Annotated in this window: 27 protein-coding genes and 2 pseudogenes; 17 read left to right on the forward strand and 12 right to left on the reverse strand. The window is 63.5% G+C overall.

Translation table 11 applies throughout. The features are described from left to right. The first annotated feature begins 37 nt into the window (after positions 1-37). From KDD17_RS10985 to KDD17_RS11005, 5 genes and pseudogenes are all read left to right on the forward strand, one after another. Entirely contained in the window at positions 38-1,840 is a 1,803-nt protein-coding gene (locus KDD17_RS10985; protein WP_254796779.1) for a DUF1989 domain-containing protein, read from the forward strand. Next, a pseudogene (locus tag KDD17_RS10990) lies at positions 1,837-2,897 on the forward strand (quaternary amine ABC transporter ATP-binding protein). The gene KDD17_RS10985 and the pseudogene KDD17_RS10990 overlap by 4 nt, the downstream one beginning before the upstream one ends. Then, a complete protein-coding gene (locus KDD17_RS10995; RefSeq protein WP_212703698.1) occupies positions 2,894-4,345 on the forward strand; it encodes a hypothetical protein in 1,452 nt (483 codons plus the stop codon). The pseudogene KDD17_RS10990 and the gene KDD17_RS10995 overlap by 4 nt, the downstream one beginning before the upstream one ends. Continuing rightward, positions 4,342-4,683: an ABC transporter permease subunit gene (locus tag KDD17_RS11000; protein WP_212703699.1), complete on the forward strand. Its 342-nt coding sequence runs from the start codon at positions 4,342-4,344 to the stop codon at positions 4,681-4,683. The genes KDD17_RS10995 and KDD17_RS11000 overlap by 4 nt, the downstream gene beginning before the upstream one ends. A 39-nt stretch (positions 4,684-4,722) precedes the next feature. Further along, entirely contained in the window at positions 4,723-5,679 is a 957-nt protein-coding gene (locus tag KDD17_RS11005) for an ABC transporter substrate-binding protein (RefSeq protein ID WP_212703700.1), read from the forward strand. Between the two features lie 186 nt (positions 5,680-5,865). On the opposite strand, the gene KDD17_RS11010 is transcribed toward KDD17_RS11005, so the two are convergent. Then, positions 5,866-6,300 (reverse strand): BrnA antitoxin family protein, encoded by a 435-nt coding sequence (locus KDD17_RS11010; protein ID WP_212703701.1) that lies wholly within the window; start codon positions 6,298-6,300, stop codon positions 5,866-5,868. Positions 6,301-6,478: 178 nt separating this feature from the next. Between KDD17_RS11010 and KDD17_RS11015 the strand changes: the two genes are divergently transcribed. Beyond that, a complete protein-coding gene (locus KDD17_RS11015) occupies positions 6,479-7,603 on the forward strand; it encodes a beta-ketoacyl-ACP synthase III (protein ID WP_212703702.1) in 1,125 nt (374 codons plus the stop codon). Here the strand turns inward: KDD17_RS11015 and arsH are convergent. Further along, complete coding sequence (arsH, locus tag KDD17_RS11020) at positions 7,600-8,316, reverse strand: arsenical resistance protein ArsH (protein WP_284438378.1); 717 nt, start codon at positions 8,314-8,316, stop codon at positions 7,600-7,602. The genes KDD17_RS11015 and arsH overlap by 4 nt on opposite strands. Beyond that, on the reverse strand, positions 8,309-8,767 hold the full coding sequence (locus tag KDD17_RS11025) for a hypothetical protein (protein WP_212703703.1): 459 nt from the start codon (positions 8,765-8,767) through the stop codon (positions 8,309-8,311). The genes arsH and KDD17_RS11025 overlap by 8 nt, the downstream gene beginning before the upstream one ends. A 136-nt stretch (positions 8,768-8,903) precedes the next feature. Between KDD17_RS11025 and KDD17_RS11030 the strand changes: the two genes are divergently transcribed. Next, positions 8,904-9,482 carry a thymidine kinase gene (locus KDD17_RS11030; protein WP_212703704.1) on the forward strand — a complete coding sequence of 193 codons (579 nt, stop codon included), beginning with the start codon at positions 8,904-8,906 and terminating at the stop codon, positions 9,480-9,482. Here the strand turns inward: KDD17_RS11030 and KDD17_RS11035 are convergent. The 5 genes from KDD17_RS11035 to KDD17_RS11055 form a co-directional block, all read right to left on the reverse strand. Beyond that, a complete protein-coding gene (locus KDD17_RS11035) occupies positions 9,479-10,429 on the reverse strand; it encodes a 2-hydroxyacid dehydrogenase (protein WP_212703705.1) in 951 nt (316 codons plus the stop codon). The genes KDD17_RS11030 and KDD17_RS11035 overlap by 4 nt on opposite strands. Further along, positions 10,426-10,764, reverse strand: a complete 339-nt coding sequence (locus KDD17_RS11040; protein WP_212703706.1) for a tRNA-binding protein — start codon at positions 10,762-10,764, stop codon at positions 10,426-10,428. Before KDD17_RS11040 ends, KDD17_RS11035 begins: the two co-directional genes overlap by 4 nt. After that, a complete protein-coding gene (gene proC, locus KDD17_RS11045) occupies positions 10,757-11,572 on the reverse strand; it encodes a pyrroline-5-carboxylate reductase (protein WP_212703707.1) in 816 nt (271 codons plus the stop codon). The genes KDD17_RS11040 and proC overlap by 8 nt, the downstream gene beginning before the upstream one ends. A gap of 28 nt (positions 11,573-11,600) precedes the next feature. After that, positions 11,601-12,101, reverse strand: coding sequence for a type III secretion system chaperone family protein (locus KDD17_RS11050; protein ID WP_212703708.1), 501 nt, complete (start codon positions 12,099-12,101; stop codon positions 11,601-11,603). A 275-nt stretch (positions 12,102-12,376) separates the two neighbouring features. Continuing rightward, on the reverse strand, positions 12,377-12,616 hold the full coding sequence (locus KDD17_RS11055; RefSeq protein ID WP_212703709.1) for an accessory factor UbiK family protein: 240 nt from the start codon (positions 12,614-12,616) through the stop codon (positions 12,377-12,379). Positions 12,617-12,708: 92 nt separating this feature from the next. Between KDD17_RS11055 and lgt the strand changes: the two are divergent. From lgt to KDD17_RS11080, 5 genes and pseudogenes are all read left to right on the forward strand, one after another. Next, positions 12,709-13,589, forward strand: a pseudogene (gene lgt / locus KDD17_RS11060) (prolipoprotein diacylglyceryl transferase). Beyond that, complete coding sequence (locus KDD17_RS11065; protein WP_254796780.1) at positions 13,586-14,650, forward strand: class I SAM-dependent methyltransferase; 1,065 nt, start codon at positions 13,586-13,588, stop codon at positions 14,648-14,650. Before lgt ends, KDD17_RS11065 begins: the two are co-directional and overlap by 4 nt. Continuing rightward, entirely contained in the window at positions 14,647-15,417 is a 771-nt protein-coding gene (gene pgeF, locus KDD17_RS11070; RefSeq protein WP_212703710.1) for a peptidoglycan editing factor PgeF, read from the forward strand. Before KDD17_RS11065 ends, pgeF begins: the two co-directional genes overlap by 4 nt. A 259-nt stretch (positions 15,418-15,676) precedes the next feature. Then, positions 15,677-15,823: a hypothetical protein gene (locus tag KDD17_RS11075; protein ID WP_212703711.1), complete on the forward strand. Its 147-nt coding sequence runs from the start codon at positions 15,677-15,679 to the stop codon at positions 15,821-15,823. 288 nt (positions 15,824-16,111) lie between these two features. After that, on the forward strand, positions 16,112-16,870 hold the full coding sequence (locus KDD17_RS11080) for a Hint domain-containing protein (protein WP_254796781.1): 759 nt from the start codon (positions 16,112-16,114) through the stop codon (positions 16,868-16,870). A gap of 78 nt (positions 16,871-16,948) precedes the next feature. Here the strand turns inward: KDD17_RS11080 and KDD17_RS11085 are convergent, their stop codons facing one another. Beyond that, positions 16,949-17,449, reverse strand: a complete 501-nt coding sequence (locus tag KDD17_RS11085; protein WP_212703712.1) for an Lrp/AsnC family transcriptional regulator — start codon at positions 17,447-17,449, stop codon at positions 16,949-16,951. A gap of 253 nt (positions 17,450-17,702) precedes the next feature. On the opposite strand from KDD17_RS11085, the gene trxB reads away from it, so the two are divergent. The 4 genes from trxB to KDD17_RS11105 all read left to right on the forward strand — a co-directional run bounded on the left by trxB (position 17,703) and on the right by KDD17_RS11105 (position 21,786). Beyond that, positions 17,703-18,713, forward strand: coding sequence for a thioredoxin-disulfide reductase (gene trxB / locus KDD17_RS11090; protein ID WP_212703713.1), 1,011 nt, complete (start codon positions 17,703-17,705; stop codon positions 18,711-18,713). 35 nt (positions 18,714-18,748) lie between these two features. Then, positions 18,749-19,012 carry a hypothetical protein gene (locus KDD17_RS11095; protein ID WP_348541451.1) on the forward strand — a complete coding sequence of 88 codons (264 nt, stop codon included), beginning with the start codon at positions 18,749-18,751 and terminating at the stop codon, positions 19,010-19,012. 30 nt (positions 19,013-19,042) lie between these two features. Further along, a complete protein-coding gene (locus KDD17_RS11100) occupies positions 19,043-19,588 on the forward strand; it encodes a YdeI/OmpD-associated family protein (protein ID WP_212703714.1) in 546 nt (181 codons plus the stop codon). A gap of 137 nt (positions 19,589-19,725) precedes the next feature. Continuing rightward, entirely contained in the window at positions 19,726-21,786 is a 2,061-nt protein-coding gene (locus tag KDD17_RS11105; RefSeq protein ID WP_212703715.1) for a bifunctional sulfate adenylyltransferase/adenylylsulfate kinase, read from the forward strand. A 216-nt stretch (positions 21,787-22,002) separates the two neighbouring features. Here KDD17_RS11105 and KDD17_RS11110 read toward each other — a convergent pair whose 3' ends face one another. The 3 genes from KDD17_RS11110 to KDD17_RS11120 form a co-directional block, all read right to left on the reverse strand. After that, positions 22,003-22,869 (reverse strand): PhzF family phenazine biosynthesis protein, encoded by an 867-nt coding sequence (locus KDD17_RS11110; RefSeq protein ID WP_212703716.1) that lies wholly within the window; start codon positions 22,867-22,869, stop codon positions 22,003-22,005. A gap of 80 nt (positions 22,870-22,949) precedes the next feature. Next, positions 22,950-23,171, reverse strand: a complete 222-nt coding sequence (locus KDD17_RS11115) for a DUF1150 family protein (protein WP_212703717.1) — start codon at positions 23,169-23,171, stop codon at positions 22,950-22,952. Between the two features lie 3 nt (positions 23,172-23,174). After that, the gene (locus KDD17_RS11120; protein WP_212703718.1) at positions 23,175-23,588 is read right to left on the reverse strand and encodes an Hsp20 family protein; all 414 of its coding nucleotides are present in this window, start codon (positions 23,586-23,588) and stop codon (positions 23,175-23,177) included. A 162-nt stretch (positions 23,589-23,750) separates the two neighbouring features. Here KDD17_RS11120 and KDD17_RS11125 point away from each other — a divergent pair, with 162 nt between their 5' ends. Next, positions 23,751-23,975 (forward strand): YdcH family protein, encoded by a 225-nt coding sequence (locus KDD17_RS11125; protein WP_212703719.1) that lies wholly within the window; start codon positions 23,751-23,753, stop codon positions 23,973-23,975. Positions 23,976-24,034 lie beyond the last annotated feature (59 nt).

Here is a 24,034-nt window from a genome sequence, read left to right on the forward strand (position 1 = left end):
ATGCCAAAGGCTTTTCGTTGCCCGACCCCAGGGCGCCGTGCGCGACGAGTTCACGGTACCGCGCGGCACGGCTCTGGCCTATGAGCTGGCGGCGGGCGAAAAGGTCCAGATCATCGACATCGACGGGCAGCAATGCTCCGATTTCCAGGCGCTCACCCTGCGCGGGCTGGATGCCGGACGGGAGCATCTGATCGACAGCACCGCGACCAGATCGATGGTCCGGCACAGCTATCCCGGTCCCGGGATGCTGGACAAGTTCTTTGATCCGCACATGGTGCCGATGCTGCGGGTTTTGCAAGACACCTGCGGGCAGCACGACACCTTCGGGCTGGCCTGCACCGCCCGCGGCTACGAAGACCGCGGCTTTCCCGGTCACGTAAATTGTTCGGATAACATCTCCGAGGCGCTCACGCCGTTCGGAGTAATCCCCCGCGCAGGCTGGCCCGCCATCAATTTCTTCTGGCGCACGTGGATTGATGCACATCACCACATCCAGACCGAGGAAAGCCATTCGCGGCCCGGTGACTTTGTCACAATGGAGGCGCTGGAGCCGCTCGTGGCTGTGTCGACCGCCTGCCCGGACGACATCGACCCCATCAATGGCTGGAACCCCACCGACATCCACGTGCGCATCTACCAGGCCGAGGCCCCGATCCAACACGCCGTCGCCTACCGGTCCAAGGAGGATGCCCCGATGCGTCTGTCTCAGCCGTCGCCGTTTCACGTTCGCCACGCGGACCTTACCGAACATTTCGCCCCTGCCCGAGATCTGTGGCTGCCAACGGTCTATCCCGGCGTCGGAACGGTGGGCGAATATTGGGCCTGCAGGGACGCGGCCACGCTGCAGGACATGTCGGGCCTGCGCAAATTCGACGTGATCGGGCCGGATGCAGAAGTCCTTTTGCAAAAGGCGCTGACCCGCAACATTGCAAAACTGGCGCAATGGCGCGGAACCTACGCGCTCATGTGCGATGCCGGAGGCGAGGTGATCGACGACGGCACCCTGTTTCGTCTTGCGCCAGAGCTGTTTCGCTGGTGCTGCGGGTCGGAGGAAAGCGGGCGGTGGCTGACGCAGCTGGCCGCGCAAAACGGGCTGCAGGTCCGGATCCACGACTTGCAGGGATCGCTGCCGAACCTGGCCCTGCAAGGCCCCAGATCCCGCGAAATTCTGCGCGATGTTGTCTTCACCCAGCCCCATGTGCCCGGCCTTGATCAATTGGGGTGGTTCGGCGCGACGGTCGCCCGCCTTCATGACCGCGAGGGGGCGCCGTTTTTCCTGACCCGGTCGGGCTATACCGGTGAGCTGGGTTACGAGATCTTCTGTGCTGCGCCGCATGCAGAGACGATCTGGGATGCCTTGATGCGGGCGGGCGCGCCGCGCGGGCTCAAACCCATGGGCTCGCACGCCCTGGACATCATCCGGACCGAAGCAGGCCTGGCAGCAGCCGGAGCAGAATTTGCGCCCGGCGTGGACGCCTGGGAAGCCGGGCTCGGTTTTGCGGTGGATCTGCGAAAGGCCGATTTTGTCGGCAAAGCCGCGCTGGAGCGCAATCGCACCGCGCCGCGAAAGGTGCTCAGGGGCCTGAAATTCGACTGTGACGATGTGCCGGCGCAGGGGGCTGCAGTCTATGCGGGGGAACGGCCCGTGGGCGTCGTGACGTCGGCTGCGCGCTCTCCCATGCTGGAATGCGCGATTGCGATGGTGCGGCTCGGCGTCGAAAGCGCCGATACCGGAACAAGGCTTGAGGTAGGACAATTGGACGGACGCATGAAACGGCTGGGAGCCACGGTATGTGACATTCCCTTTGTAGACCCCAAACGTGAAAGAGCCCGCGCATGAGTGTTGTCGAACTGGAAAATGTCTGGAAGGTATTTGGCGCGCGCGCCAAGGAAGCGATGGCCGCGATCCGGTCAGAGGGCATCGGCAAGGCAGAGGTCCTGTCGCGCTTTGATGCCGTGGTCGGGGTCAGGGACGCATCGTTCAAGGTCGAAGAAGGCGAGATCTTTTGCCTCATGGGGCTGTCGGGCTCCGGTAAATCGACGCTGGTGCGTCATATCAACCGGTTGATTGATCCCACAGCCGGATCAATCCGCATTCTGGGCGAGGATGTGGGCGCGATGAAACCCGAAGCGCTGCGGGTGCTGCGGGCGGACAAGATCGGGATGGTGTTTCAGAACATGGCCCTGCTGCCGCACCGGTCCGTTCGGGACAATATCGGCTTTGCGCTCGAACTGCGCGGTGTCGATGGGTACACCCGCGCCAAACAGGCGGATGCCGCGCTCGAAACAGTGTCTTTGCATGGCTACGGTGACAGGCTGCCCTCCGAGCTGTCTGGCGGGATGCAACAACGGGTGGGTCTGGCCCGCGCCTTGGCCGCAGATCCCGAGATCCTGTTGATGGATGAACCGTTCTCGGCGCTTGATCCCTTGATCCGCCGCAATCTGCAGGATGAGTTTCTCGGGCTTTCTCAGAATCTCAAGAAGACAACGGTTTTCATTACCCATGACCTCGATGAAGCGATCCGCATGGGGACCGCATCGGCATCATGAAGGACGGCGAGATCGTGCAGATCGGAACCGCCGAGGACATCGTGACGGCCCCCGCTGACGATTATGTCGCCGATTTCGTCGCGGGCATTTCCCGTCTCAAACTGGTGTCCGCCGCAAAGATCATGATGCGCCCGGACGAATACGCGTCAAAGGTCGCACCGCTTGATGAAACGTCACCGCATCCGTCGGCCACACCCGAAGATGACCTTGATACGCTTGTCGGTCTTTCCACAGGGACGGACAAACCGGTTCTCATCAAGGCCGACGGCAAGGTCGTCGGCGTGGTGTCCAAGGATATCCTGCTGCGCGGACTACAGGGCAGCAACGAACAAGGAGGTACGACATGAGCGGCGCGGAAACACGCGAAGACTATTCGGATCGCGACGTTTCGGTAGGCACGTTCGTCGAACAGCGCGAAGACTACTATGCGGCGGCGTTCGAACGCATCCAGCGCGGGAAACTGCCACTCTGGTCCATGAACATCTGGGGCCTGCTTGTGCCTTGGTTCTGGGCTGCGCGGCGCGGTGTGTGGGTGATGTTCTGGCTGGCGCTGGCGCTGGACGTATTGGCGCTTGTCTGCCTGATGCAGGTCGTCAAATTCTCGCCGCTTCTGGCCGAGGCGATGCAGGATCCCGACAGCAACACGACACTCATCGCCCGCTACTCGGGATGGATCACAACGTACACGTGGTGCGGGGTTGCCGCGCTGGTGATCGGGCGTCTGTGGATGGGGGCCTACGCCAACCGCTGGTACTATAGCCAGTACATGCGCTGGCGCATCGATCACGATACTGCCCATGGCGTATCGCTGAAACGGTTGGTGATCGGGGCTGTGATCCTCGCTCTGGTCGCCCCATTGACCACCTACCGCGCCACGCAACTCCGCCTGGATGAGCGTGCGTGCTTCAACCAGATCCGCGCCGCCGAGGCGGTCGAGGCGCTGTTGCCCCGCTACGACGCAAGCGGTGTGTCCGAGCTTGGCGATGCGGTCCGCGCCGATGCCGCCGCGGCACAGGCACGCTTTGACGCGCTGGACGCGATCTCCGACCGCACCGCAGAGCAAAACACCCAACGGCGGGACGCCCGGAGCGAAGCGCGTGACCTGCGCCGCGCGTCCGAACAGGTGGACGAATACGCGTTGATTTCGACACGCGACCGGTTCGACTGCTTCTTCATCGACGATTTCCCGACCCTTGCGAGGCTCGACCCGCCCGAAGATGTAACCTACCGCAGGATCACCGACGAGGACGGCAACAGCGAAGTGATTGCCGACATCAAAGAGCCGATCGAAGGCCGCAAGGTGACGCTGTTCACCTATTCGGCGGAAAGCATCGACATCTCGATCAACCTCCTGCGCGCGTCCTATGCCAGCGCCTTCGATGCAATGACAAATGTGCTGCGCCAATCGCTGATCCGGGTCGAGGTCGCGTTTATGCAAACGCCATGGCCCGTGGTTGCGTTTCTCTTTCTTGCGCTCAGTTGGGCCTTTACCGGCTGGGGAACGACCGTCTTCGTTGGGTCGTCTCTTGCCTTTCTGGCGCTGTTCGAACTCTGGCAGATCGCGATGCAGACCATGGCGCTGGTGGTCGTCTCCACGGCGGTCTGTGTCTTGGTCGGCTTGCCCATTGGCATCTGGATGGCCAAGAACAAGATCGCGCGTTTCATCACCGAGCCGATCCTGGATGTGATGCAGACGATCCCATCGCTTTCCTACCTTGTCCCTGCCGTTGCCTTCTTCGGCATCAGCCAGCCGCCCGCCGTTTTGGCCACGGTCGTCTTTGCCATGCCCCGATGATCAAGCTGACCGCGCTGGGCATCCGGCAAGTGCCCGAAAGCACCAAAGAGGCTGCGCTGGCCTTCGGCGCGTCCGAACGTCAGCTCCTGCGAAAGGTAGAATTACCAATGGCCGTTCCGTCCATCATGGCGGGCCTCAATCAGACCATCATGCTGGCCCTGTCCATGGCCACGATCTCGGCCTTCATTGGCGCAGAGGGGCTTGGCGCGATCGTCACGTCAGCCCTTGGCGATGCACAGGCGGGCAAGGGGCTGCTTGCGGGCGTCGCCATCGCCCTCGTGGCGATGATGATCGACCGCATCCTGCGCGGCATCCGAAACTCATTCAGCCGCATCTGACACCCCATAATCGAAAACGCAAAACAGGGAGATACTCAAATGAACGCGTTAAAATCCACTGCTGCATTCGCAGCACTTGCACTGGCCGCCACCGGGGCTTCGGCCCAGGAAAAGGTCACGTTTTCCGATCTCAGCTGGAACGGAGCACAAGCCATCGGCCATGTGCTGTCCACCATCATCGAAGAAGAGATGGGCGGCGATGCCGAGATCGTCTCGGGCATGAATCAGGCCGCGGTCATCATGGCCGGCATGGACAAGGGCGACGGTTCCATCGACGTCTTTACCGATCTGTGGATGCCCAATCAGCAGGCGCTGTGGGATGAATATATCGACGGTCTGGGCACCGTGAAGACGAACCAGCCCTATAACGGCACATCCAACATCTACGTCCCCTCCTACATGGCAGAAAAGGGCGTGCGCTCGATCGACGATCTGCGCGATCCAGAAGTCGCCGCAATGTTTGACACCGATGGGAACGGAAAAGGCGAATATTGGGCCGGCGACGTGACCTGGGCGTCAACCAAGCGCTGGCAGATCAAATTCAAATCCTACGGTCTCGATGGTCTGTGGGAGCCCAACATCGTTTCTGCCGACACGTTCAAGGCCGGGCTCGAAGCCGCCTATACGTCCGAGCAGCCACAGCTTTTCTACTACTGGACGCCTGAAGCGATCCACGTGAAATACGACCTGACCGCGCTTGAAGAGCCCGGCCGCACAGACGGCTGCGAGGACGTGGACCTCGATGCGGAAGACTGGCTGGAAGTGTCCGAGTTCAACTGCGTCATCGCGTCCAACGATATCTTCGTGGCCTATTCCGCGTCGCTCGAAGAGCGCAACCCGGCAGTGGCCAAAATGCTGTCGAACGTGCAGTTCACGGGTGACGAGATCAACGAATGGATCGTCGAGATGTTCGAGAACAAGCGTGATCCGCGCGAAGTGGCAGAAGACTGGATCGCGGATAACAAAGAGACCGTGACGGGCTGGATCAGCGGCTGATCTGCCCCTCGGATAATCCAATCGGGACGCCCGCTTCCCGGGCGGCCCTTTTTTTGAGGTTGGGCGACGGACGCAAATCTTCGCAGTCAGTCTTTGGCGTCCGCGTGGTGCAAGGTGCTGCATCCGGCGATCAGGCTCACATTTCGTCCCCCCTCCGCACATACCTTCCCGGCAGGCGGACGCGCCTCACTCCTCCACCGCCTCCCCCGTCTCCATATCGCGCACAACGCCGTCGGCGTCCCGCGCCAGCCCCCGCGACAGCAGTTCCACATCCCCCAGCCGCGGGCGCGTGATACTGCCAAAGGCTTCGGCGTCCAGATCTCGCGCATCCGGCCCGTCGATCAGCGCCGCCAGCCGTCCCTGCATCCAGGCCGCCAGCACGTCGTTCATCCGCTGCTGATACCCCGGCCCCATGCGGCGAAAGAACTTCACCACGTCCTCCTCCACCCGCAGCGTGATGCGGGTTTTCTTTTGCGGCATCCGGCCCCGCGCGATCTTGTGCCAGTCGTCGGGGATACGTTTTTCATCCAGCAGCGTCTGGTGCAGATCCCATTCGATCTGCATCATCAGGTTGTTGAAATAGTTGCGATGCGCCTGCTTGACGGGGCTGCGAACGGCCATGGGACACTCCTTGCTGAAAACCCGTGGCAAGACTGCGCAAATTTGATTAAAACAGCGTAACCCGACCGTATGCACGGGCTGTGCACGCGCGGTGTACAGGATGTGACTCCGCCCGCCCGGCGCGGTTATCCACATGCCAATACGCGTGCAACCCGTTGTAATGAATGAGAGAAGCAAGATGTACACACCCGCGATCACAGGCACCGGCGTATTCACCCCCGAACAGGTCATCACCAACGCCGAATTGGTCGCCGCGTTCAACGCCTACGTGGATCTCTACAACGCGGAGCACGCCGAGGAGATTGCCGCAGGCACCCTGCCCGCCAAGGCCCACTCATCGGAAGAATTCATCGTCAAGGCATCGGGGATCGAGCAGCGCTATGTGATTGACAAGACTGGCATTCTCGACCCGCAGGTCATGCATCCCCTGCTGCGCCAGCGCGCCGATGATGAGCCTTCGCTCATGGCCGAAATGGCGCTGGATGCCGCCCAAAAGGCGCTTGCGCAGGCGGGAAAGACGGCGGCGGACGTGGATGCGGTCATCTGTGCGGCCTCCAACCTCGAACGCGCCTACCCCGCCGTCGCGATCGAGATACAGGAGTTGTTGCAAATCAATGGCTTCGCCTTTGATATGAACGTCGCCTGCTCCTCTGCCACCTTCGGGATTCAGGCGGCGGCGGACATGATCCGCTCCGGATCGATCCGCAGCGCACTGGTCGTTAACCCGGAAATATGCTCCGCCCATCTAGAATGGCGCGATCGCGATTGCCATTTCATCTTTGGCGATGTGGCAACCGCCACATTGATCGAGCGGAGCGAGGACGCGGCGGGGAGCTATTTCGAAATCAAATCAACGCGCTGCGCGACAGAGTTCTCCAACAACATCCGCAACAACAACGGCTTCCTGCGCCGCTCGCGCCCCGACGGCGTGGCCGATCGCCGCGACATGCAGTTCATGCAGAACGGTCGCAAGGTGTTCAAGGAGGTGCTGCCGATGGTGTCCGAGCACATCGCAGGCCACATGGACGATGAGGGCGTTCAAGCCTCTGATCTCAAACGAATTTGGCTGCATCAGGCCAACAAATCCATGAATGATTTTATCGGCCGCAAGGTGCTTGGCCGGGTGCCAGAGCCGGGGGAGCAACCCAATATCCTGCAGGATTACGCCAATACTTCCTCCGCCGGGTCGATCATCGCCTTCTCGAAATACTCAGACGATCTGAAGGATGGCGAGACCGGCCTGATCTGCTCTTTCGGCGCGGGATATTCTGTGGGGTCGGTGATCGTGCAAAAGCACGTCTAGACGTCTTTCAAAGATACCCGTTTGTGCACGTCCTCGGCGCTCTCGACGCGCTCCGAGTATCGGTCCACCAGATAGTCCGACCGCCCGCGGGTAAGCCAGGTGAACTTTACCAGCTCCTCCATCACGTCCACGATACGGTTGTAGAATGGACCTTCGGGCAAGCGTCCTTCGCTGTCAAATTCAAGCCAAGCCTTTGGGATACTTGACTGATTTGGAATGGTGATCATCCGCATCCAGCGCCCCAGTATCCGCATCTGATTGACCGCGTTAAACGATTGCGACCCGCCAGAGACCTGCATCACGGCCAGCGTCTTGCCCTGCGTCGGGCGGATCCCGCCCTTGAGCGACAGGGGCAGCCAGTCGATCTGGCTCTTCATGATGCCGGTCATGGCGCCGTGTCGTTCAGGGGAGGACCACACCATCCCCTCCGCCCACACGGCCAGATCCCGCAGCTCGGCCACCTTGGGATGATCGGGCTCCGCGCCGTCGGGCTGCGGTAGTCCCCGCGGGTCAAACATCCGCGTCTCGCAGCCGAGATAGTCAAGGATGCGCGCGGCCTCCTCGGCGGCGCGACGGGAATAGCTGACATCCCGCAAGCTGCCGTAAAGCATCAGGATCCGCGGCTTATGGCCCGGATCATCGGCACTTTTCAGGTTATCCACATCAATGGTCGGGAGCGCCTGAGCAACAAGCGCCGGCAGCGCGTCAGACACTCTCGTCTTCCAGGTGCAGCTTCATATCCACAAGCACCTGCTGCAGCAGCGTGGTCTCTTTCAGCAGCCGCTTTGCCTCGTTCACGGTGATCTTCCCGTCCGCGATGGATTGCTGATATTCGCTCATCAACATGGCAAACCGCTGGCTCAGCGCGATCACATCGGCGTTTACCCCGCCCGTCGAGGTATCATTGGGCCGACGCTCGTCGAAATCGATATGCGCGCCCGACAGCTCCGCCAGCGCCTGCGTCAGATGTGGGTAGCCCGATGCCATCTCCAGCTGCGCCACCGCGTCCACGGGCATGAACCGATCCGCGTGCTCCTCGTGGTCGGAGTAATACCGGCCCAGCGTCGCCTTTGACTTGCCCGTGACCTCGCAGGCCGCTTCGACACCGACCGCTTTCACCAACGCTTCGGTGTGCTTTTTGAGATAGCTGCCAATGGCTTCCATGCGAGACCCTCACTCCACAGTGTCAACGGTACACTACCGTTACCGCACCTGCGTTGCCTAGTGCAACGAAACCGCGGCAAAGTCAAAACCTCTCGTGGCTCTTGCAGGTTCCGGCGGGTGCCGGATAAATGCGCATATGGCCAAGTTATACTTCAACTATTCCACCATGAACGCCGGCAAATCGACGGTATTGCTGCAGGCGGCGCATAACTACGCGGAGCGGGGGATGTCGACCTATCTGCTGACCGCACGGCTGGACGATCGCGGTGGCGCCGGGCGGATCGTATCACGTATCGGGATCGGGCAGGACGCCGACACCTTTGGCCCCGACGATGATCTGTTTGCCAGGATCGAGGCGCGGCTTGCGGAGGGCGCGTGCGCCTGTGTGTTCATCGACGAGGCGCAGTTTCTGAGCAAGGATCAGGTCTGGCAACTGGCCCGCGCGGTCGATGATCTGGGCCTGCCGGTGATGTGTTACGGGCTGCGCGTGGATTTTCTGGGCGCGCTCTTTCCCGGCTCGGCAGCACTTCTGGCGCTGTCGGACGAGATGCGCGAGATCCGCACGATCTGCCATTGCGGCAAGAAGGCGACGATGGTCATCCGGCAGGACGCCGAGGGCCGCGCGCTGAAAGGTGGCGCGCAGGTGCAGATCGGCGGCAATGAGACCTACGTCTCGCTGTGCCGCCGCCACTGGCGCGAAAAGATGGACGCCTAGACCGGGTTCGGCGGCGTCTGCCCATCCAGCATGGCGCGCAGGTTGCGTACCGCCATCTGCCCCATATCCACCCGCACCTCGCGCGCGGCGGTGCCCAGATGCGGCAGCAAAGTCGCGTTGTCGAGCGCGGTGAGCGCCGCGGGCACCGCAGGCTCAAACTCATAGACATCGAGGCCCGCGCCGCCGATCCGACGCTCTTGCAGCGCCGCGATAAGCGCGGCCTCGTCAATGACATCCCCGCGGGCGATGTTGACCAAATGGGCGTGGGGCTGCATCGCGGCCAGAACGGACGCGTCGATCAGGTGATGCGTCTGCGCCCCGCCCGGCACGGCGATCACCATCACGTCGACCTGCCCCGCCAATGCCTTGAGGTCATCGACAAACACCGCCGGAAAATCCACGTCCTTGGCGCTGCGGCCAAAGTATTTCACCGCCATGCCAAAGCCGAAGTGGCAGCGCCGCGCAACCGCCTGCCCGATGCGCCCCAGCCCCACGATACCGACGGTCTTGCCGCTCAGGTGCAGGCCCAGCATCTGCGTCGGGTGCCAGCCCTCCCACGCGCCTGCGCGCACCAGCCGCTCGCCTTCCGCCGCGCGCCGCGCGCTCATCAGCATCAGCGTCATGGCGATGTCGGCGGTGGCGTCCGTGACGGCGCCGGGGGTGTTGGTGACTGTGACACCCGCCGCCCGCGCGGCCTCCACGTCGATATGGTTGAACCCCACGCCAAAGTTCGCAAGCGCCGCGCAGCGCGGGTCGGGCACATCCGCAAACACCTCGGCGCTGAATGCGTCGCCCAGTGTTACCAGCGCGCCATCGTAATCGCGCAGACAGGTACACAGCTCATCCCCGCTCAGCGGCGTGGTCTCCGCGCGACGGGTTACCTCAAAGCCTTCCAGCGCATCAAAAATCTCTTCCGGCAGGGGGCGGGAGACAAACACCCGTTTCAATGCATCCGCCCCCCGTTTGGCACGTCCTGTCCCGGCGTCAGCAGGACAATCGCACCATCCGCGTCGGGCACGCCCAGCAACAGAAACTCCGACATGAACGGCCCGATCTGGCGCGGGGGGAAGTTCACCACCCCCATCACCTGCCGCCCCGGCAACGTTTCGGGCGTGTAGTGCACGGTGATCTGGGCAGAGGTTTTGCGCACGCCGATCCCTTCGCCAAAATCCACCCAAACCTTGATCGCGGGTTTGCGCGCCTCGGGGAAGGGTTGCGCGTCGACGACCGTGCCGCAGCGGATATCAACCTTGAGGAAATCGTCGAAGTCGAGATCACCCATTGGCCAGCTCCCGCCCGCGATTTGCCGCCGCCGCCACCGCGCGGCGCATGAGCGCGGGGAAACCGTCGGTCTGATCCATCAGCACCTCAAGCGCGGCCTGCGTGGTACCGTTGGGGCTGGTGACATTGACGCGCAGCTGGGCGGGGTCGTCATCGCTTTGCAGGGCCAGCGCGCCGGCACCCGCCACGGTGGCGATGGCCAGCTGCAGGGCCAGATCGCGCGGCAGCCCCTCGGCCTCGCCCGCGTCGGCCATCGTCTCCATCATGTGAAACACATACGCCGGGCCGGAGCCGCTGACGCCGGTGACCGCGTCGATCTGCGCCTCCTCGCTCAGCCGCACGACCTGACCCACGGCGCTCAGCAAGGCCTCGGCCTCATCAAGGCTGCGGTCGCCCGCGACAGCGTTGCCGACAATGGCGGTGATCCCCTGCGAGATCGCGGCGGGGGTGTTGGGCATGGCGCGCACCACCGGGGTCTGCGCACCCAAGGTCTGCTCAAAGAACGAGATCGGCGTGCCGGCGGCGACGCTCACGAACAGGGTCTCGCCGTTGCCCATGGCGGCCAGTTCGGGCAGTGCGTCGGCCATCATTTGCGGCTTGACCGCGACCAGCACGATGGCGGGTGAGGCGGGCAGATCGGTGTTGAGGTTCACGCCCTGCGCCTGCAGCCAGTCGGACGGATTCGGATCGCGGACCCAAACGGAGGTGGGCGGCAATCCGCGCCCCAGCCAGCCCGCCAACATGGCCGATCCCATTTTGCCACAACCAAGCAAAACAAGGCCGTCGCCCGCAATCCGCGTGTCTTTCATCACATCCCCCTCTGGTTCGGGGGAGAGGTTACGCGCGCCCGTAGGCCTCTGCAATGGCGACCTGCATCGCGTCCTGCGCGCTGCGCTCGCCCCAGACGACCAGCTGCACGGCGGGGTAATACCGCTCGGCGCTGGTGATGGCGGCGCCGATCATCGTGTCGATCTGCTCGGGTGAGGCGACGTGGCCCCCCGACAGTACCAGACCATAGCGGTAGACCATCAGCTGCTGTTCGGCCCAGTAGGTGAACGCCCCGGCCCAGCAGCGGTCGTTGACCTCGTTGAGCAGACCGTAGAGCGCGGGCACGCGGTCCTCGGGCGGCTCCATCTCGAAGGTGCAGATCAGCCGCAGCGTCTCATCCATCGCCGACCACGCGAGCGTCAGCGAATAGGTCCGCCACTGGCCTTCGACGGCCATCGCGATCTGCTCGTCAGAGATGCGGTCGAATTCCCAATCGTGATGCGCGGCCAGCGTCTCCACGATGTCGATGGGATGGATGTCGTCTTCCAGATACTGCTCGGACAGTGCCATTTGGGTCACCTTTTTATTATCGCCCTAGCGATGGAGGCCCCTTTTTGCCCCCAACGATTGGGTGCTCCTGCTAAAGAACGCAAGTTTGCCTGCGCGTCCTACAAGATATGGTGGAGGCTGCGAAACCCCGTGGCAAGTTTTTTCTGGGGATAACCCGCACAAACGGGACTATTTCGGGAACAAACGCCCAAAACCGGACCGGCGGGGGCCGATCCGGGGGATCATTCGCACAAGGTCATGTGGAAAAAGCCGTCGCCCGACGCGCGGCGATCAGATCACTTGCCGTCGAGCGCGTCGAGCCGCGCCTTGAGCGCATCGTTCTCCTCGCGTGCCTTCTGGGCCATCGCGCGCACGGCGTCGAATTCCTCGCGGGTCACAAAATCGCGATCCGCCAGCCAGCGGTCCATCAGGCCCTTCATCGCGTTCTCGGCCTCTTCCTTGGCGCCCTGGGCCACGCCCATTGCGTTTGTCATGATCTGGCTGAGGTCGTCGAACATCTTGTTGCGGGTCTGCATGGGGCTCTCCATCTATCGCTTGGGATCTATATGGAGCCGCACCCCGCGCGGCGCAAGGTTGACTTCCCCCGCCAGCCGCGCTCAATCGGCGCATGGCCGCGCTGATCCCCTTTCCCGACATCTCGCCCGAGATCTTCACGATCTCGCTCTTTGGTCTCGACTTCGCCCTGCGCTGGTACGCGCTGGCCTACATCGTGGGCATCCTGCTGGGCTGGCGGCTGGTGCTGCGCGCGGCCCGCACGCCCCGGCTGTGGCGCGATGAGACGCCGGTGATGAACGCCCAGCAGATCGAGGATCTGCTGACCTGGGTGATCCTTGGCGTCATTCTGGGCGGGCGGATCGGCTACGCACTTTTCTACCAGCCACAGATTTATCTGGCGAACCCGCTGCAGATCCTGCGCATCTGGGAGGGCGGCATGTCGTTCCACGGCGGTGCGCTGGGCGTGATCCTGGCGGCGTGGATCTATACCGGGCGGCACGGCACCGCGCGGATCAGCGCGGGCGATCTGGTGGCGCTGGGCATCGCCCCGGCCTGCTGCTGGGCCGCATCGCCAATTTTATCAACGCAGAGCTTTGGGGCCGCCCGACCGACCTGCCCTGGGGCGTCGCCTTTCCCACCCAAGCCGCGCAATATTGCCCCGATGTGATCGGCCTCTGCGCCCGCCACCCCTCGCAGCTGTATGAAGCGTTCCTCGAGGGGATCGTTCTGGGCGGGCTGCTGATCTATCTGGCGTGGCGGCGCGATGCCTTCAAACGCCCCGGCCTGCTGATGGGCACCTTTCTGGCGGGCTACGGGCTGGCGCGCTTTGCCGTTGAATTCGTGCGTCAGCCGGATGCGCAATTCGTCACGGAAGGCAATCCGCTGGGGCTTGCTTTGCAGATCGGCGGCACCGGGCTGACCATGGGCCAGATCCTGTGCCTGCCGATGATCGCCGTTGGCGCATTCTCCATCCTGCGCGCCCGCCGCGCGTGACGGCATTGCGCGATATCCTTGTGGCGCAGATCGCCGCCACCGGGCCGCTGCGCCTGTCGGACTACATGGCGACCTGCCTGATGCACCCCGAACACGGCTACTATACCACCCGCGCGCCCTTTGGCGCCGAGGGCGATTTCATCACCGCGCCCGAAATCTCGCAGATGTTCGGGGAGCTGATCGGCCTCGCGCTCGCGCAGGCCTGGCTGGATCAAGGCGCGCCGTCGCCCGTGACACTGGCCGAGCTTGGCCCCGGACGCGGCACGCTGATGGCGGACGTGCTGCGCGCGACGGCCCGCGTGCCGGGCTTTAGCGACGCGGTGCAGGTGCATCTGTTCGAGGGGTCGCCGCGGCTCAGGGCCGTTCAGGCCGAAACGCTCAGCGGGCATGAACCCACGTGGATAGACACCCTTGACGCGCTGCCCGATCAGCCGCTGCTGCTTGCGGCCAATGAATTCTTTGACGCGCTGCCGATCCGCCAGTTTCAGCGCGACGGGGATCTGTGGCGCGAACGGCACGTGGGGATGCGCGACGGTGCGCTGGCCTTTGGGCTTGGCCCCGCGCAGCCGCAACCGGCGCTGACACACCGGCTGGAGGATACGCGCGACGGCGATCTGGTCGAGGACTGCCCCGGCGCGGCCCCGATCCTCGCGCCTGTCGCCGACCGCATCGCGCAGCATGGCGGCGCCGCGCTGATCGTGGATTACGGTGACTGGCGCAGCCTCGGCGATACGTTGCAGGCGGTACAGGCGCACGAAAGCGTCGATCCGCTGGCAACCCCCGGCCACGCGGACCTGACCGCGCATGTGGATTTCGAAGCGCTCAGCCACGCGGGCGCGCCGTGCAAGGCGGGGCGCGTCACCCCGCAGGGCGTGTTTCTGGAACGCCTCGGCATCACCGCACGCGCGCAAAGCCTTGCGCAATCGCTGAGCGGTCAGGCCCTTGATGCCCATATCGCCGCGCATCGCCGGTTGACGCACCCGTCAGAAATGGGAAACCTGTTCAAGGTGCTGGCCTTTGTGCCGGACGGGGCTCCGATGCTGCCGGGAGTACAGGAATGACGCTAGAGATCCTCACCTCCGACGCCCTGACCGGGGTGCGTCACGGGTTCTTTACCCGGCGCGGCGGCGCGTCGTCGGGCGTGTTTTCGGGGCTCAACTGCGGCTATGGCTCGTCCGATCAGGCAGAGATCGTGGCGATCAACCGCGCACGGGTGGCCGATGCCATGGGCGTCGCGGCCGATCATCTGCTCGGCGTGCACCAGATCCACTCCGCCACTGCCGTCACGGTCGACGGACCCACGCCCGACAAGCCGCGTGCCGATGCGCTGGTGACGGCCACGCCGGGGCTGGCACTTTCGGTACTGACGGCGGATTGCCAGCCGGTGCTGTTTGCCGATGTCGAGGCAGGCGTGATCGGGGCGGCCCACGCGGGCTGGCGCGGGGCGCGCAACGGTGTGCTGGAGGCGACCGTCGAAGCAATGGAGGCGTTGGGTGCCCGGCGCGCAGACATCACCGCAGTCATCGGCCCCTCGATCAGTCAGCGGGCCTATGAGGTCGGGCCGGAATTTCTGGAAGAATTTCTGGACGACGATCCAGACAACGGGCGGTTCTTTATCGCGGGTGACGGCGACCGGTTGCTGTTCGACCTGCCTGCCTTTGGCCTCGCGGCCCTGCGCGCCACGGGCGTGGGCCATGCGGAATGGACGCGCCATTGCACCTTTTCGGATCCGGACCGATTCTACTCCTACCGACGCACCACCCACGCAAAGGAAGCCGACTATGGCCGCCTGATCGCGGCGATCACCCTTGGAAATGGGCGCGAATAAGGCAACCTTTGCCGCGTTCTGGCCGTGCGCGTCCCGGAAACAATCGCATCAATTGTTGCGCGATGCGCGACAACCCCTGTTTTTCAAGGCGCAAAATTGGTTAACCGAATGGGGCAACCCCGCCCCATTCCGTCTCAGACGCTGGTCGCAATTTTCCGCAAAAGCCCGCACCCCGCCCCAAAGCGGCCCGATTGCCCCGCCATAGTCAGTCGTAATCAAGGGCATCGCCCCGCACCAACGCCGACAGGAGACACGGACCATGAAAACCAACGCACGCTTTATCAAGTCGATCACAAAGACCGCCGCCGAGAACGACACCGTGATGCCCTGGGCCCGTGGAAAACGGCGCGCCGCCTTCATCGCCAAGCGCAGCGCAACCGACACACCCCTGCGCAAGACCGCCTGATCCCAAAGGCGCAACCGAACGCCAAAAGCCCCGCCCCACGGTTGATTCGTGCGGCGGGGCTTTTGCGTTTTGGGGAAATTGTGGCGGCGCGCGCCAATCTGCGGGAAACAAACCGCCGCCACGGGGCGGTATTGGTGTCGGATCGCCCCCGAATGTCGTTCACACTTTGACAATCACTGCCTTTCGTGGCGAATTGGGTCGTACCAAAGACATGAAATGACCATCGTTATTTCCGTCGTCGTCGGTGGGGGCCGATGAGGGATGTGACCAACCTGAGAGGGTGTTCGCATGACACTGACTGCCAATCCCGCCGCCGCCCGCACGTCGGCACGCGCCAAAGGGCTCGCCACGATGACAAGAGCGTCCGAACCCGCGCCAAAGCAGCTGCCCCAGCGCAGCTATGAGGTTGCGGCCCTGCGCGAGGATGGATCGCTGTTCATCGGGCAAAGCAGCGCGCCCGCCCTGCCGCTTTTTGAAAGCGCCTTTTCCGCCTTTACCCACGGCAGCCTCGTGCAGACCAGCTATGGCCCCGTCGCGGTTGAGGATCTGCAACCCGGCGACAGGGTCGAGACCATCGAGGGCGATTCCGCTGAATTGGTCTGGATCGGCACATCGACATTCTCGCCGGCCGATGCGGGCAAGCGGACCAAGCTTACGCGGGTCATGGCCGACAGCTTTGGCCAGTCGCGCCCCGAACGCGCGCTGACCTTTGGCCCCGGCGCGCGCATCCTGCACACGCCAGCCGCCCTGCGCGGCATTGCGGACGGCAAGCCGCTGCTGACACCCGCCGCGCGGTTCATTGACGGGGTGAATGTGATCGAAGTCGCGCCACCCACACCCACACGGATGTTTCACCTGTGCCTGACACGCCACGCCGTCATCCTCGTCGACGGGATCGAGGCGGAGACGTTCCACCCCGGGTTTACCGCGCCGCGCGGGTTGAGCCACAGCTTGCGCGACCGCTTCATCTCGCTGTTTCCGCGCATCGCGCATCTGTCGGATTTTGGCCCGCTGGCGCATCCACGCGCGCCAGATACCGACGACTGATCCGCTACCCTCCTCCGCTCTCACGCTCTCAGGATCACGAAGCGCGCCCCGCCCCCCTCCAGGCGGGGCGCCGCGCGTTCAGGCCTCCACGCTCAGGCGTTCTTCGAGCACGTCGAAGGGGACACCGGGGTCGTCCTTGGCATCGCGGATGACAAGGCTGGTCTTGACGCTGGCCACATTCGGCGCCGTCAACAGCGCCCCGGTCAGAAAGCTTTGGAAGCTCGACAGATCGGGGGCCACGCATTTGAGCATGAAATCCACCTCGCCGTTGAGCATATGGCATTCGCGCACCAGCGGCCAGGCGCGGCAACGGTCCTCGAACGCGCTCAGATCCGCCTCGGCCTGGCTGTTGAGCCCGACCATGGCAAACACCTGGACCTCAAATCCCAGCGCACGGGCGTCGACCTCCGCGTGATAGCCGCGAATGAACCCCTGCTCTTCGAGGGTGCGCACCCGCCGCAGGCAGGGCGGCGCCGAGATGCCGACCCGTTTGGCCAATTCAACATTCGTCATCCGCCCGTCAGCTTGCAATTCCGCAAGTATTTTGCGGTCGATCGGGTCGAGCCGTGATCCTGCCATATGTCCCCCTACAGCTTTTCGATTGTTATAGCGACAACGCCGATGTGCGCAACAATGTTTCACACAAGCGCAACATTCTTTTCCGGCTGTGCCAATCTTTCGGGCGGGGATCGAAATTTTTCAAAAATTTCGGCCGGAATTTTTCGAAAATTCCGCTCCCGTGGCGGTCGGCCCGCACGGCGCGGGCTTTTGGTCTGCCCATGGGGCGTCTATATCTGCACTCCAACCAAGATTCTGCGCCGGAGGCAACCGCATGGCCGAGACACGTCACACCAAGGTTCTGATCATCGGCTCCGGCCCCGCGGGCTATACCGCCGGCGTCTACGCCAGCCGCGCCATGTTGAACCCGATCCTTGTTCAGGGGATCGAACCGGGCGGTCAGCTGACCACCACCACCGAGGTCGAGAACTGGCCCGGCGACACCGAAGTCCAGGGCCCTGACCTGATGGTCCGCATGGAAGCGCACGCAAAGGCGATGGGATGCGAGATCGTGGGCGACATCATCACCTCCGTTGATTGGTCCAAGCGGCCGTTCGTCGCGCAATCCGACAGCGGCACCACCTATGTGGCCGATGCGGTGATCCTGGCGACTGGCGCGCGCGCCAAGTGGCTGGGGCTCGAGAGCGAAGAGAAATTCAAGGGCTTCGGCGTCTCGGCCTGTGCCACCTGCGACGGGTTTTTCTATCGCGGGCAGGAAATCGTCGTGATCGGGGGCGGTAACACCGCCGTCGAAGAGGCGCTGTTCCTGACCAATTTCGCCTCCAAGGTCACGCTGATCCACCGCCGCGATGAGCTGCGGGCCGAGAAGATCCTGATTGACCGCCTGATGAAGAACCCCAAGATCGAGCCGCTGTGGTTTCACGAGCTGGCCGAGGTCACCGGCACCTCCGACCCGTTGGGCGTCGAGGGAGTGAAGGTGAAGCACACCAAAACGGGTGAAATCACCGAGATCCCGGCCAAGGGCGTTTTTGTTGCCATCGGCCACGCGCCTGCCAATGAGCTGGTCAAGGATACGCTTGAGACGCACATGGGCGGCTACGTGGTCACCAAGCCCGACAGTACCGAAACCTCGATCCCCGGTGTCTTTGCCGCCGGAGACCTGACGGATCACAAATACCGCCAAGCGGTCACGAGTGCCGGCATGGGCTGCATGGCCGCCCTTGAGGCAGAACGGTTTCTGGCCGAGCACGGCGAGGATGGCGACACCCCCGGCGACGCCAAAAAGGATACCGCCCTGCCGATGGGCTACGGGGCCGAGGTCTGAGCGACCGCGGCGCCGATATTGCGCGCTATCTGACGTTGACGCGCGAGACGTTGCCACAGGCCGCGCGCGGGGCACGCTGGCCGGTGCACAACGATCACTGCTTTCAGCGCATCGTGCTCGATCACGTGTCGGGCGGGGTGTGGTACGATCACATCGCCCGCCCTGCCTATAAGAACCTCACGGCGGATCAGGCGCGCGCCGCCGTGGGCCTTGCCGAACGCATCCTCAGCGGCGACGTCGATCTGCACGCGCTCAACCATCAATCGCTTGTTTGGCGCGGCAAGGCGCGCGCGACGTGACGCGGCCCCGGTGCGGCCTATCTGACGGGAATGACCGACGTTGAAATCACGACTCCCGCCGCCCTGTGGGACTGGCTTGAGGCTCATCACACCCGCCCCGACAGCGTGCGGCTGATTACGTGGAAAGCCGCGCACCCGGATAAATACGTAAGCCGCGAGGACGTGCTGGACGCGCTCATCGCCTACGGCTGGATCGACGGGCGCCGCTTTGTCGTGGACGACGACCGCACCGCGCAGCTGATCGCGCCGCGCCAGCAACAGGCGTGGTCACAATCCTACAAAGATCGCGCGGAGCGATTGCGCGCCAAGGGCCGCATGCGCCCGGCGGGAGAGGACGCCATCGCGCAGGGCAAGGCGTCGGGGCTGTGGTATTTCTTTGCCGATGTGGATGCGCTGATCGTGCCGGATGATCTGGCGGCGGATCTTGATCTGGCCCGGTGGGAGGCGCTGGCGCCTTCCTATCGCCGCAACGTACTGCGCTGGATCAAACTGGCCAAGACCGCGCCGACCCGCGCAAAACGCATCCGCGCCGCTGCCCGAGCCACACAGCGCGGTGAAAAACTGCCGCAGATGTAGCCGCTGCGTCGGCGGATCCTTGCACATTTGCAACGGTAGATGAGCCGCAGGAAGGTTTGTTCTTGCGTGAACAAACTTTTCCACCTAACTGCGTTCACGAATGAACAAACCGCGAGCCCGCCGACGTGAACGCCCCCATGACCCATCCAACGCCGGAAGAAGAGGACAACCTCTTTCGTCTCCTGCGTCAGGTCGACATCGCTCCGGCGGCGTCGCAGCGGGCGATGGCGGCGGCGACGGGCGTTTCGCTGGGGCGCCTCAATGCGCTGCTGAAATCGGCGATTGCACGGGGCTTCATTCAGATCAGTGACCGCGACAGCACCGACCGGCGCCAGCGGTTCGCCTATACGCTCACCCTCAAGGGCGCATCGGAGAAGGCTCGGCTGACCGACCGTTTCCTCGCCCGCAAATTTGCCGAATACGACGCGCTGCACGCCGAGTTGACCGGTTCCACCAGTGGCTTCGTCCCCATGAACAACAGGACCAATTTGATGAACAACCTTTCCCCCATCCCCGAGCTCTATGTCTCCTACGATTCAGCGCAAAAGCTGAAGGTGGAAGCCGCCGATCTGGTCAGCCACGATCTGACGCCGCGCCAGATCTGCGATCTTGAGCTGCTGATGAACGGCGGTTTCAACCCGCTCAAAGGGTTCCTGTCGGAGGCCGATTACGACGGCGTGGTCGACAACATGCGGCTGGCCGATGGCACGCTGTGGCCCATGCCAATCACGCTGGACGTCAGCGAGGGGTTTGCCGAGAGCCTTGAGATCGGGCAGGACATTGCGCTGCGCGATCAGGAAGGCGTGATCCTCGCCACCATGACCGTCACCGACCGCTGGACGCCCAACAAGGCGCGCGAGGCCGAAAAGGTGTTCGGCGCCGACGACAGCGCGCATCCGGCCGTGAACTACCTGCACAACCAGGCGGGCAAAATCTATCTGGGCGGCCCCGTCACCGGCATCCAGCAGCCTGTGCACTATGATTTCAAATCGCGCCGCGACACGCCCAACGAATTGCGCGCCTATTTCCGCAAGATGGGCTGGCGCAAGGTCGTGGCCTTCCAGACCCGCAACCCGCTGCACCGCGCCCATCAGGAACTGACCTTCCGCGCCGCGCGCGAGGCGCAGGCCAACCTGCTGATCCATCCCGTCGTGGGACTGACCAAACCCGGCGATGTCGATCACTTTACCCGTGTGCGCTGCTATGAGGCGGTACTGGACCAGTACCCGCAGGCGACCACCTCGATGAGCCTTTTGAACCTCGCCATGCGCATGGCCGGCCCACGCGAGGCGGTCTGGCACGGTCTGATCCGCAAGAACCACGGCTGCACCCATTTCATCGTGGGCCGTGATCACGCGGGCCCCGGCGCAAACTCCGCCGGTGAGGATTTCTACGGACCCTACGACGCGCAGGAACTCTTCCGCACGCATCAGGAAGAGATGGGGATCGAAATGGTCGACTTCAAACACATGGTCTATGTGCAGGAACGCGCCCAATACGAGCCCAACGACGAAATCGCGGATCGCGACAACGTCACCATCCTCAATATTTCGGGCACCGAACTGCGCCGCCGTCTGGCCGAGGGTCTTGAGATCCCCGAGTGGTTCTCCTTCCCCGAAGTGGTCACCGAGCTGCGCCGCACCCGGCCGCCACGGGCCAAGCAGGGCTTTACCGTGTTCTTCACTGGCTTTTCCGGCTCGGGCAAATCCACCATCGCCAATGCGCTGATGGTCAAGCTGATGGAACAGGGCGGGCGCCCGGTGACGCTGCTGGACGGCGACATCGTGCGCAAAAACCTCAGCTCCGAGCTGGGCTTTAGCAAAGAGCACCGCGATCTTAACATCCGGCGCATCGGCTATGTCGCCTCCGAGATCACCAAGAACGGCGGCATCGCGATCTGCGCGCCCATCGCGCCCTACGCGACCACCCGCCGGGCCGTACGTGAGGACGTCGAAGCCTTTGGCGCCTTCGTCGAAGTGCACGTCGCCACCTCGATCGAGGAATGCGAGCGCCGCGACCGCAAGGGGCTTTATAAGCTGGCACGCGAGGGCAAGATCAAGGAATTCACCGGCATTTCTGACCCTTACGACGTGCCCGAAAACCCCGAACTGTCGGTCGAGACCGAGAATGTCGACGTCGACAACTGCGCGCATCAGGTGCTTCTGAAGCTCGAAAGCATGGGTCTGATCAAGGGTTAAATCCTGTTCCAGACGATCCGAAAGGCCGGGCGCACGCTCGGCCTTTTGCGTTTGGGCGTGCGCCCGTGCGGCGTTGGCTCTGCTGTGATGCCTCTCCCGTGCCTCAGCGGACGCGGACCAAGACGACTTGCCGCTCTGGGGATCAGCGCGGGTCGGGCTGTCCCGGTCTTTTGCGCCTGAGTGCCGGTCATTGACGGGCAGAAACGCGACAAACGCTCAAAGATGCAGCGTGCCCGACATCACCCGCGCGCCCTGCCCCGACACCCGCACGCCCGTAATCGCGTCACGCGGGCCTTGCACCGCCACCTGCGCCTGACCGGGACGGCCAAGGCCGTGCCCCTGCTCTGCCACGAATTCCGGGCTGTCGATCAGCCCTTCGGACCACAGATAGGCCGCCATGGCTCCGGTGGCGGAGCCGGTGAACGGATCCTCGGGTGGGCTGGGAGGGGCCATCAACAGGCGCGAAAAGGTGTCGCCCGCCTCTGTGGCGCCCTCCAGCGTAACCCAGAAAGGCTCCATCAAATCAGTGTCGCTCCCGACAGCCGCAGCGTAGCTGGCAAGCGCATCCGCATCGAGACGCAGCCGGTCGAGCGTGGCGCGGTCGCGCAGCACCGTGATGCAAAATGGCAAGCCGGTAGAGACGACGCGCGGCGGATGCACAATGTCGCCCGCATCGATCCCGCCCACGGCGGCAACCAAGGCGGGATCAACCTGCGGACCGAACTGCGGCGCGATCTGGGTCATGGTGATCCGGTCGCCCGCAACGTCGACGGGCACAATGCCCGCCCCGGTCTCCAGCGTCAGCGCGCCATCCCCCACCTGCCCCCGCGCCCGCATCGCCGCCACGGTAGCGACCGTTGGATGCCCGGCAAAGGGGATTTCCCGACTGGCCAGGAAATAGCGCACGCGGACGTCGGCCACCTGCGATGGGCCGGTAAAGGTGCACTCCACCAGCGACGTCTCGCGCACGAAGGCCATGCAGGTCTCGGCGCTCAAAACCGCGCCGCCGTGCACCACCGCGCATCCGTTTCCGCCGAAGGCGCGATCGGCGAAGGCGTCGATCCAGTCAAATTCAAAAGGCATGGTGAGGCTCCGAAACGACAAAGGGGCCGCATGTCTGCGGCCCCTCCAGCGTTGCGATCCCCCGGCGGGGGTCAAGCGATTTAATGTACCAATACAGGCGCGTAGTTATGCTCACGCGCGAGTTCGAACGCCAATCGACGGTCACCGACCAGCGCCAGTTGCTGACCCTGCGCATCGTGCACGGCATAAAGCTGGTCGAGCCCCTCTGCTTGATCGCGGACCTCACGGGGCAGATCCGTCACGGCAATCGTCTTGACGTAGACGGTCCGATCCGTGCCGCTTGTCATCTCGTGATTTTCCATGGTCTACCCCTTTCGGATGTTGATTGTCTGCACGATCTTCTCGGGCTCGGCGCGGGTCAGATCCACATGCAGCAGACCATTCTCCATCAGCGCCTCACCCACTTCGACACCATCGGCCAGCACGAAGCTGCGCTGGAACTGGCGCCCCGCGATGCCCCGGTGCAGAAACACGCGGCCCGCGCTGTCGTCGGTCTGGCGACCCCGGATGACCAGTTGCCGGTCCTCCACGGTGATCGACAGATCCGCCTCGGAAAACCCCGCCACGGCAAGCGTAATGCGGTAGCTCAGATCCGAGGTCTGTTCGATATTGAAGGGCGGATAGCCCTCGTTGCCAGACTTGGCGCTGCGCTCCAGCACCCTCTCCAGCTGCTCAAACCCCAGCATGTGGGGGTAGGAGGCAAGTGTCATTTTTGTCATCGGGCACGTCCTATAAAGCTCAAGCGACAGTCCTGTGCGGCCCCGTATCGGCAACCGCGTAGAATGAATATGGGGGTCGGATGCAAAGCGCACAAGGGCTAGGCGCAGGACATCGCAGGCCATATGATGACAAGCGTAGCTATTAGGCAAAGCAGGTGCTCCATGACCGCGCAGAGCGATCTTTCCATGAAAACCGACGACGTCCTGCGCGTAGAGCTGGAGGTTTTCCGCGCCGAACATCGCGATCTTGACGAGGCGATCCGCGCCCTGGGCGAACGTGCGACCGCCGATCAGCTGACCCTGCAACGGCTGAAGAAGCGCAAACTGCGCCTCAAAGACCGCATCGCCGCGATCGAAGACCGGCTGACCCCGGACATCATCGCCTGATACCTGCGCCACCCCAAAGTCTGGTGACAGACTTTGGGCCCAAAATTTCGGACGAAATT

The organism is Sulfitobacter albidus (genome assembly GCF_018200035.1).
In the GTDB taxonomy this organism is placed as follows: Bacteria; Pseudomonadota; Alphaproteobacteria; order Rhodobacterales; family Rhodobacteraceae; genus Sulfitobacter; species Sulfitobacter albidus.

Coding starts and splice junctions, on each gene's coding strand:
- KDD17_RS10995 (WP_212703698.1), top strand. CDS start 2,894: ATGAGCGGCGCGGAAACACGCGAAGACTATTCGGATCGCGACGTTTCG.
- KDD17_RS11000 (WP_212703699.1), top strand. CDS start 4,342: ATGATCAAGCTGACCGCGCTGGGCATCCGGCAAGTGCCCGAAAGCACC.
- KDD17_RS11005 (WP_212703700.1), top strand. CDS start 4,723: ATGAACGCGTTAAAATCCACTGCTGCATTCGCAGCACTTGCACTGGCC.
- KDD17_RS11010 (WP_212703701.1), bottom strand. CDS start 6,300: ATGGCCGTTCGCAGCCCCGTCAAGCAGGCGCATCGCAACTATTTCAAC.
- KDD17_RS11015 (WP_212703702.1), top strand. CDS start 6,479: ATGTACACACCCGCGATCACAGGCACCGGCGTATTCACCCCCGAACAG.
- KDD17_RS11025 (WP_212703703.1), bottom strand. CDS start 8,767: ATGGAAGCCATTGGCAGCTATCTCAAAAAGCACACCGAAGCGTTGGTG.
- KDD17_RS11030 (WP_212703704.1), top strand. CDS start 8,904: ATGGCCAAGTTATACTTCAACTATTCCACCATGAACGCCGGCAAATCG.
- KDD17_RS11040 (WP_212703706.1), bottom strand. CDS start 10,764: ATGGGTGATCTCGACTTCGACGATTTCCTCAAGGTTGATATCCGCTGC.
- proC (WP_212703707.1), bottom strand. CDS start 11,572: ATGAAAGACACGCGGATTGCGGGCGACGGCCTTGTTTTGCTTGGTTGT.
- KDD17_RS11050 (WP_212703708.1), bottom strand. CDS start 12,101: ATGGCACTGTCCGAGCAGTATCTGGAAGACGACATCCATCCCATCGAC.
- KDD17_RS11055 (WP_212703709.1), bottom strand. CDS start 12,616: ATGCAGACCCGCAACAAGATGTTCGACGACCTCAGCCAGATCATGACA.
- pgeF (WP_212703710.1), top strand. CDS start 14,647: ATGACGCTAGAGATCCTCACCTCCGACGCCCTGACCGGGGTGCGTCAC.
- KDD17_RS11075 (WP_212703711.1), top strand. CDS start 15,677: ATGAAAACCAACGCACGCTTTATCAAGTCGATCACAAAGACCGCCGCC.
- KDD17_RS11080 (WP_254796781.1), top strand. CDS start 16,112: ATGACACTGACTGCCAATCCCGCCGCCGCCCGCACGTCGGCACGCGCC.
- KDD17_RS11085 (WP_212703712.1), bottom strand. CDS start 17,449: ATGGCAGGATCACGGCTCGACCCGATCGACCGCAAAATACTTGCGGAA.
- trxB (WP_212703713.1), top strand. CDS start 17,703: ATGGCCGAGACACGTCACACCAAGGTTCTGATCATCGGCTCCGGCCCC.
- KDD17_RS11100 (WP_212703714.1), top strand. CDS start 19,043: ATGACCGACGTTGAAATCACGACTCCCGCCGCCCTGTGGGACTGGCTT.
- KDD17_RS11105 (WP_212703715.1), top strand. CDS start 19,726: ATGACCCATCCAACGCCGGAAGAAGAGGACAACCTCTTTCGTCTCCTG.
- KDD17_RS11110 (WP_212703716.1), bottom strand. CDS start 22,869: ATGCCTTTTGAATTTGACTGGATCGACGCCTTCGCCGATCGCGCCTTC.
- KDD17_RS11115 (WP_212703717.1), bottom strand. CDS start 23,171: ATGGAAAATCACGAGATGACAAGCGGCACGGATCGGACCGTCTACGTC.
- KDD17_RS11120 (WP_212703718.1), bottom strand. CDS start 23,588: ATGACAAAAATGACACTTGCCTCCTACCCCCACATGCTGGGGTTTGAG.
- KDD17_RS11125 (WP_212703719.1), top strand. CDS start 23,751: ATGACCGCGCAGAGCGATCTTTCCATGAAAACCGACGACGTCCTGCGC.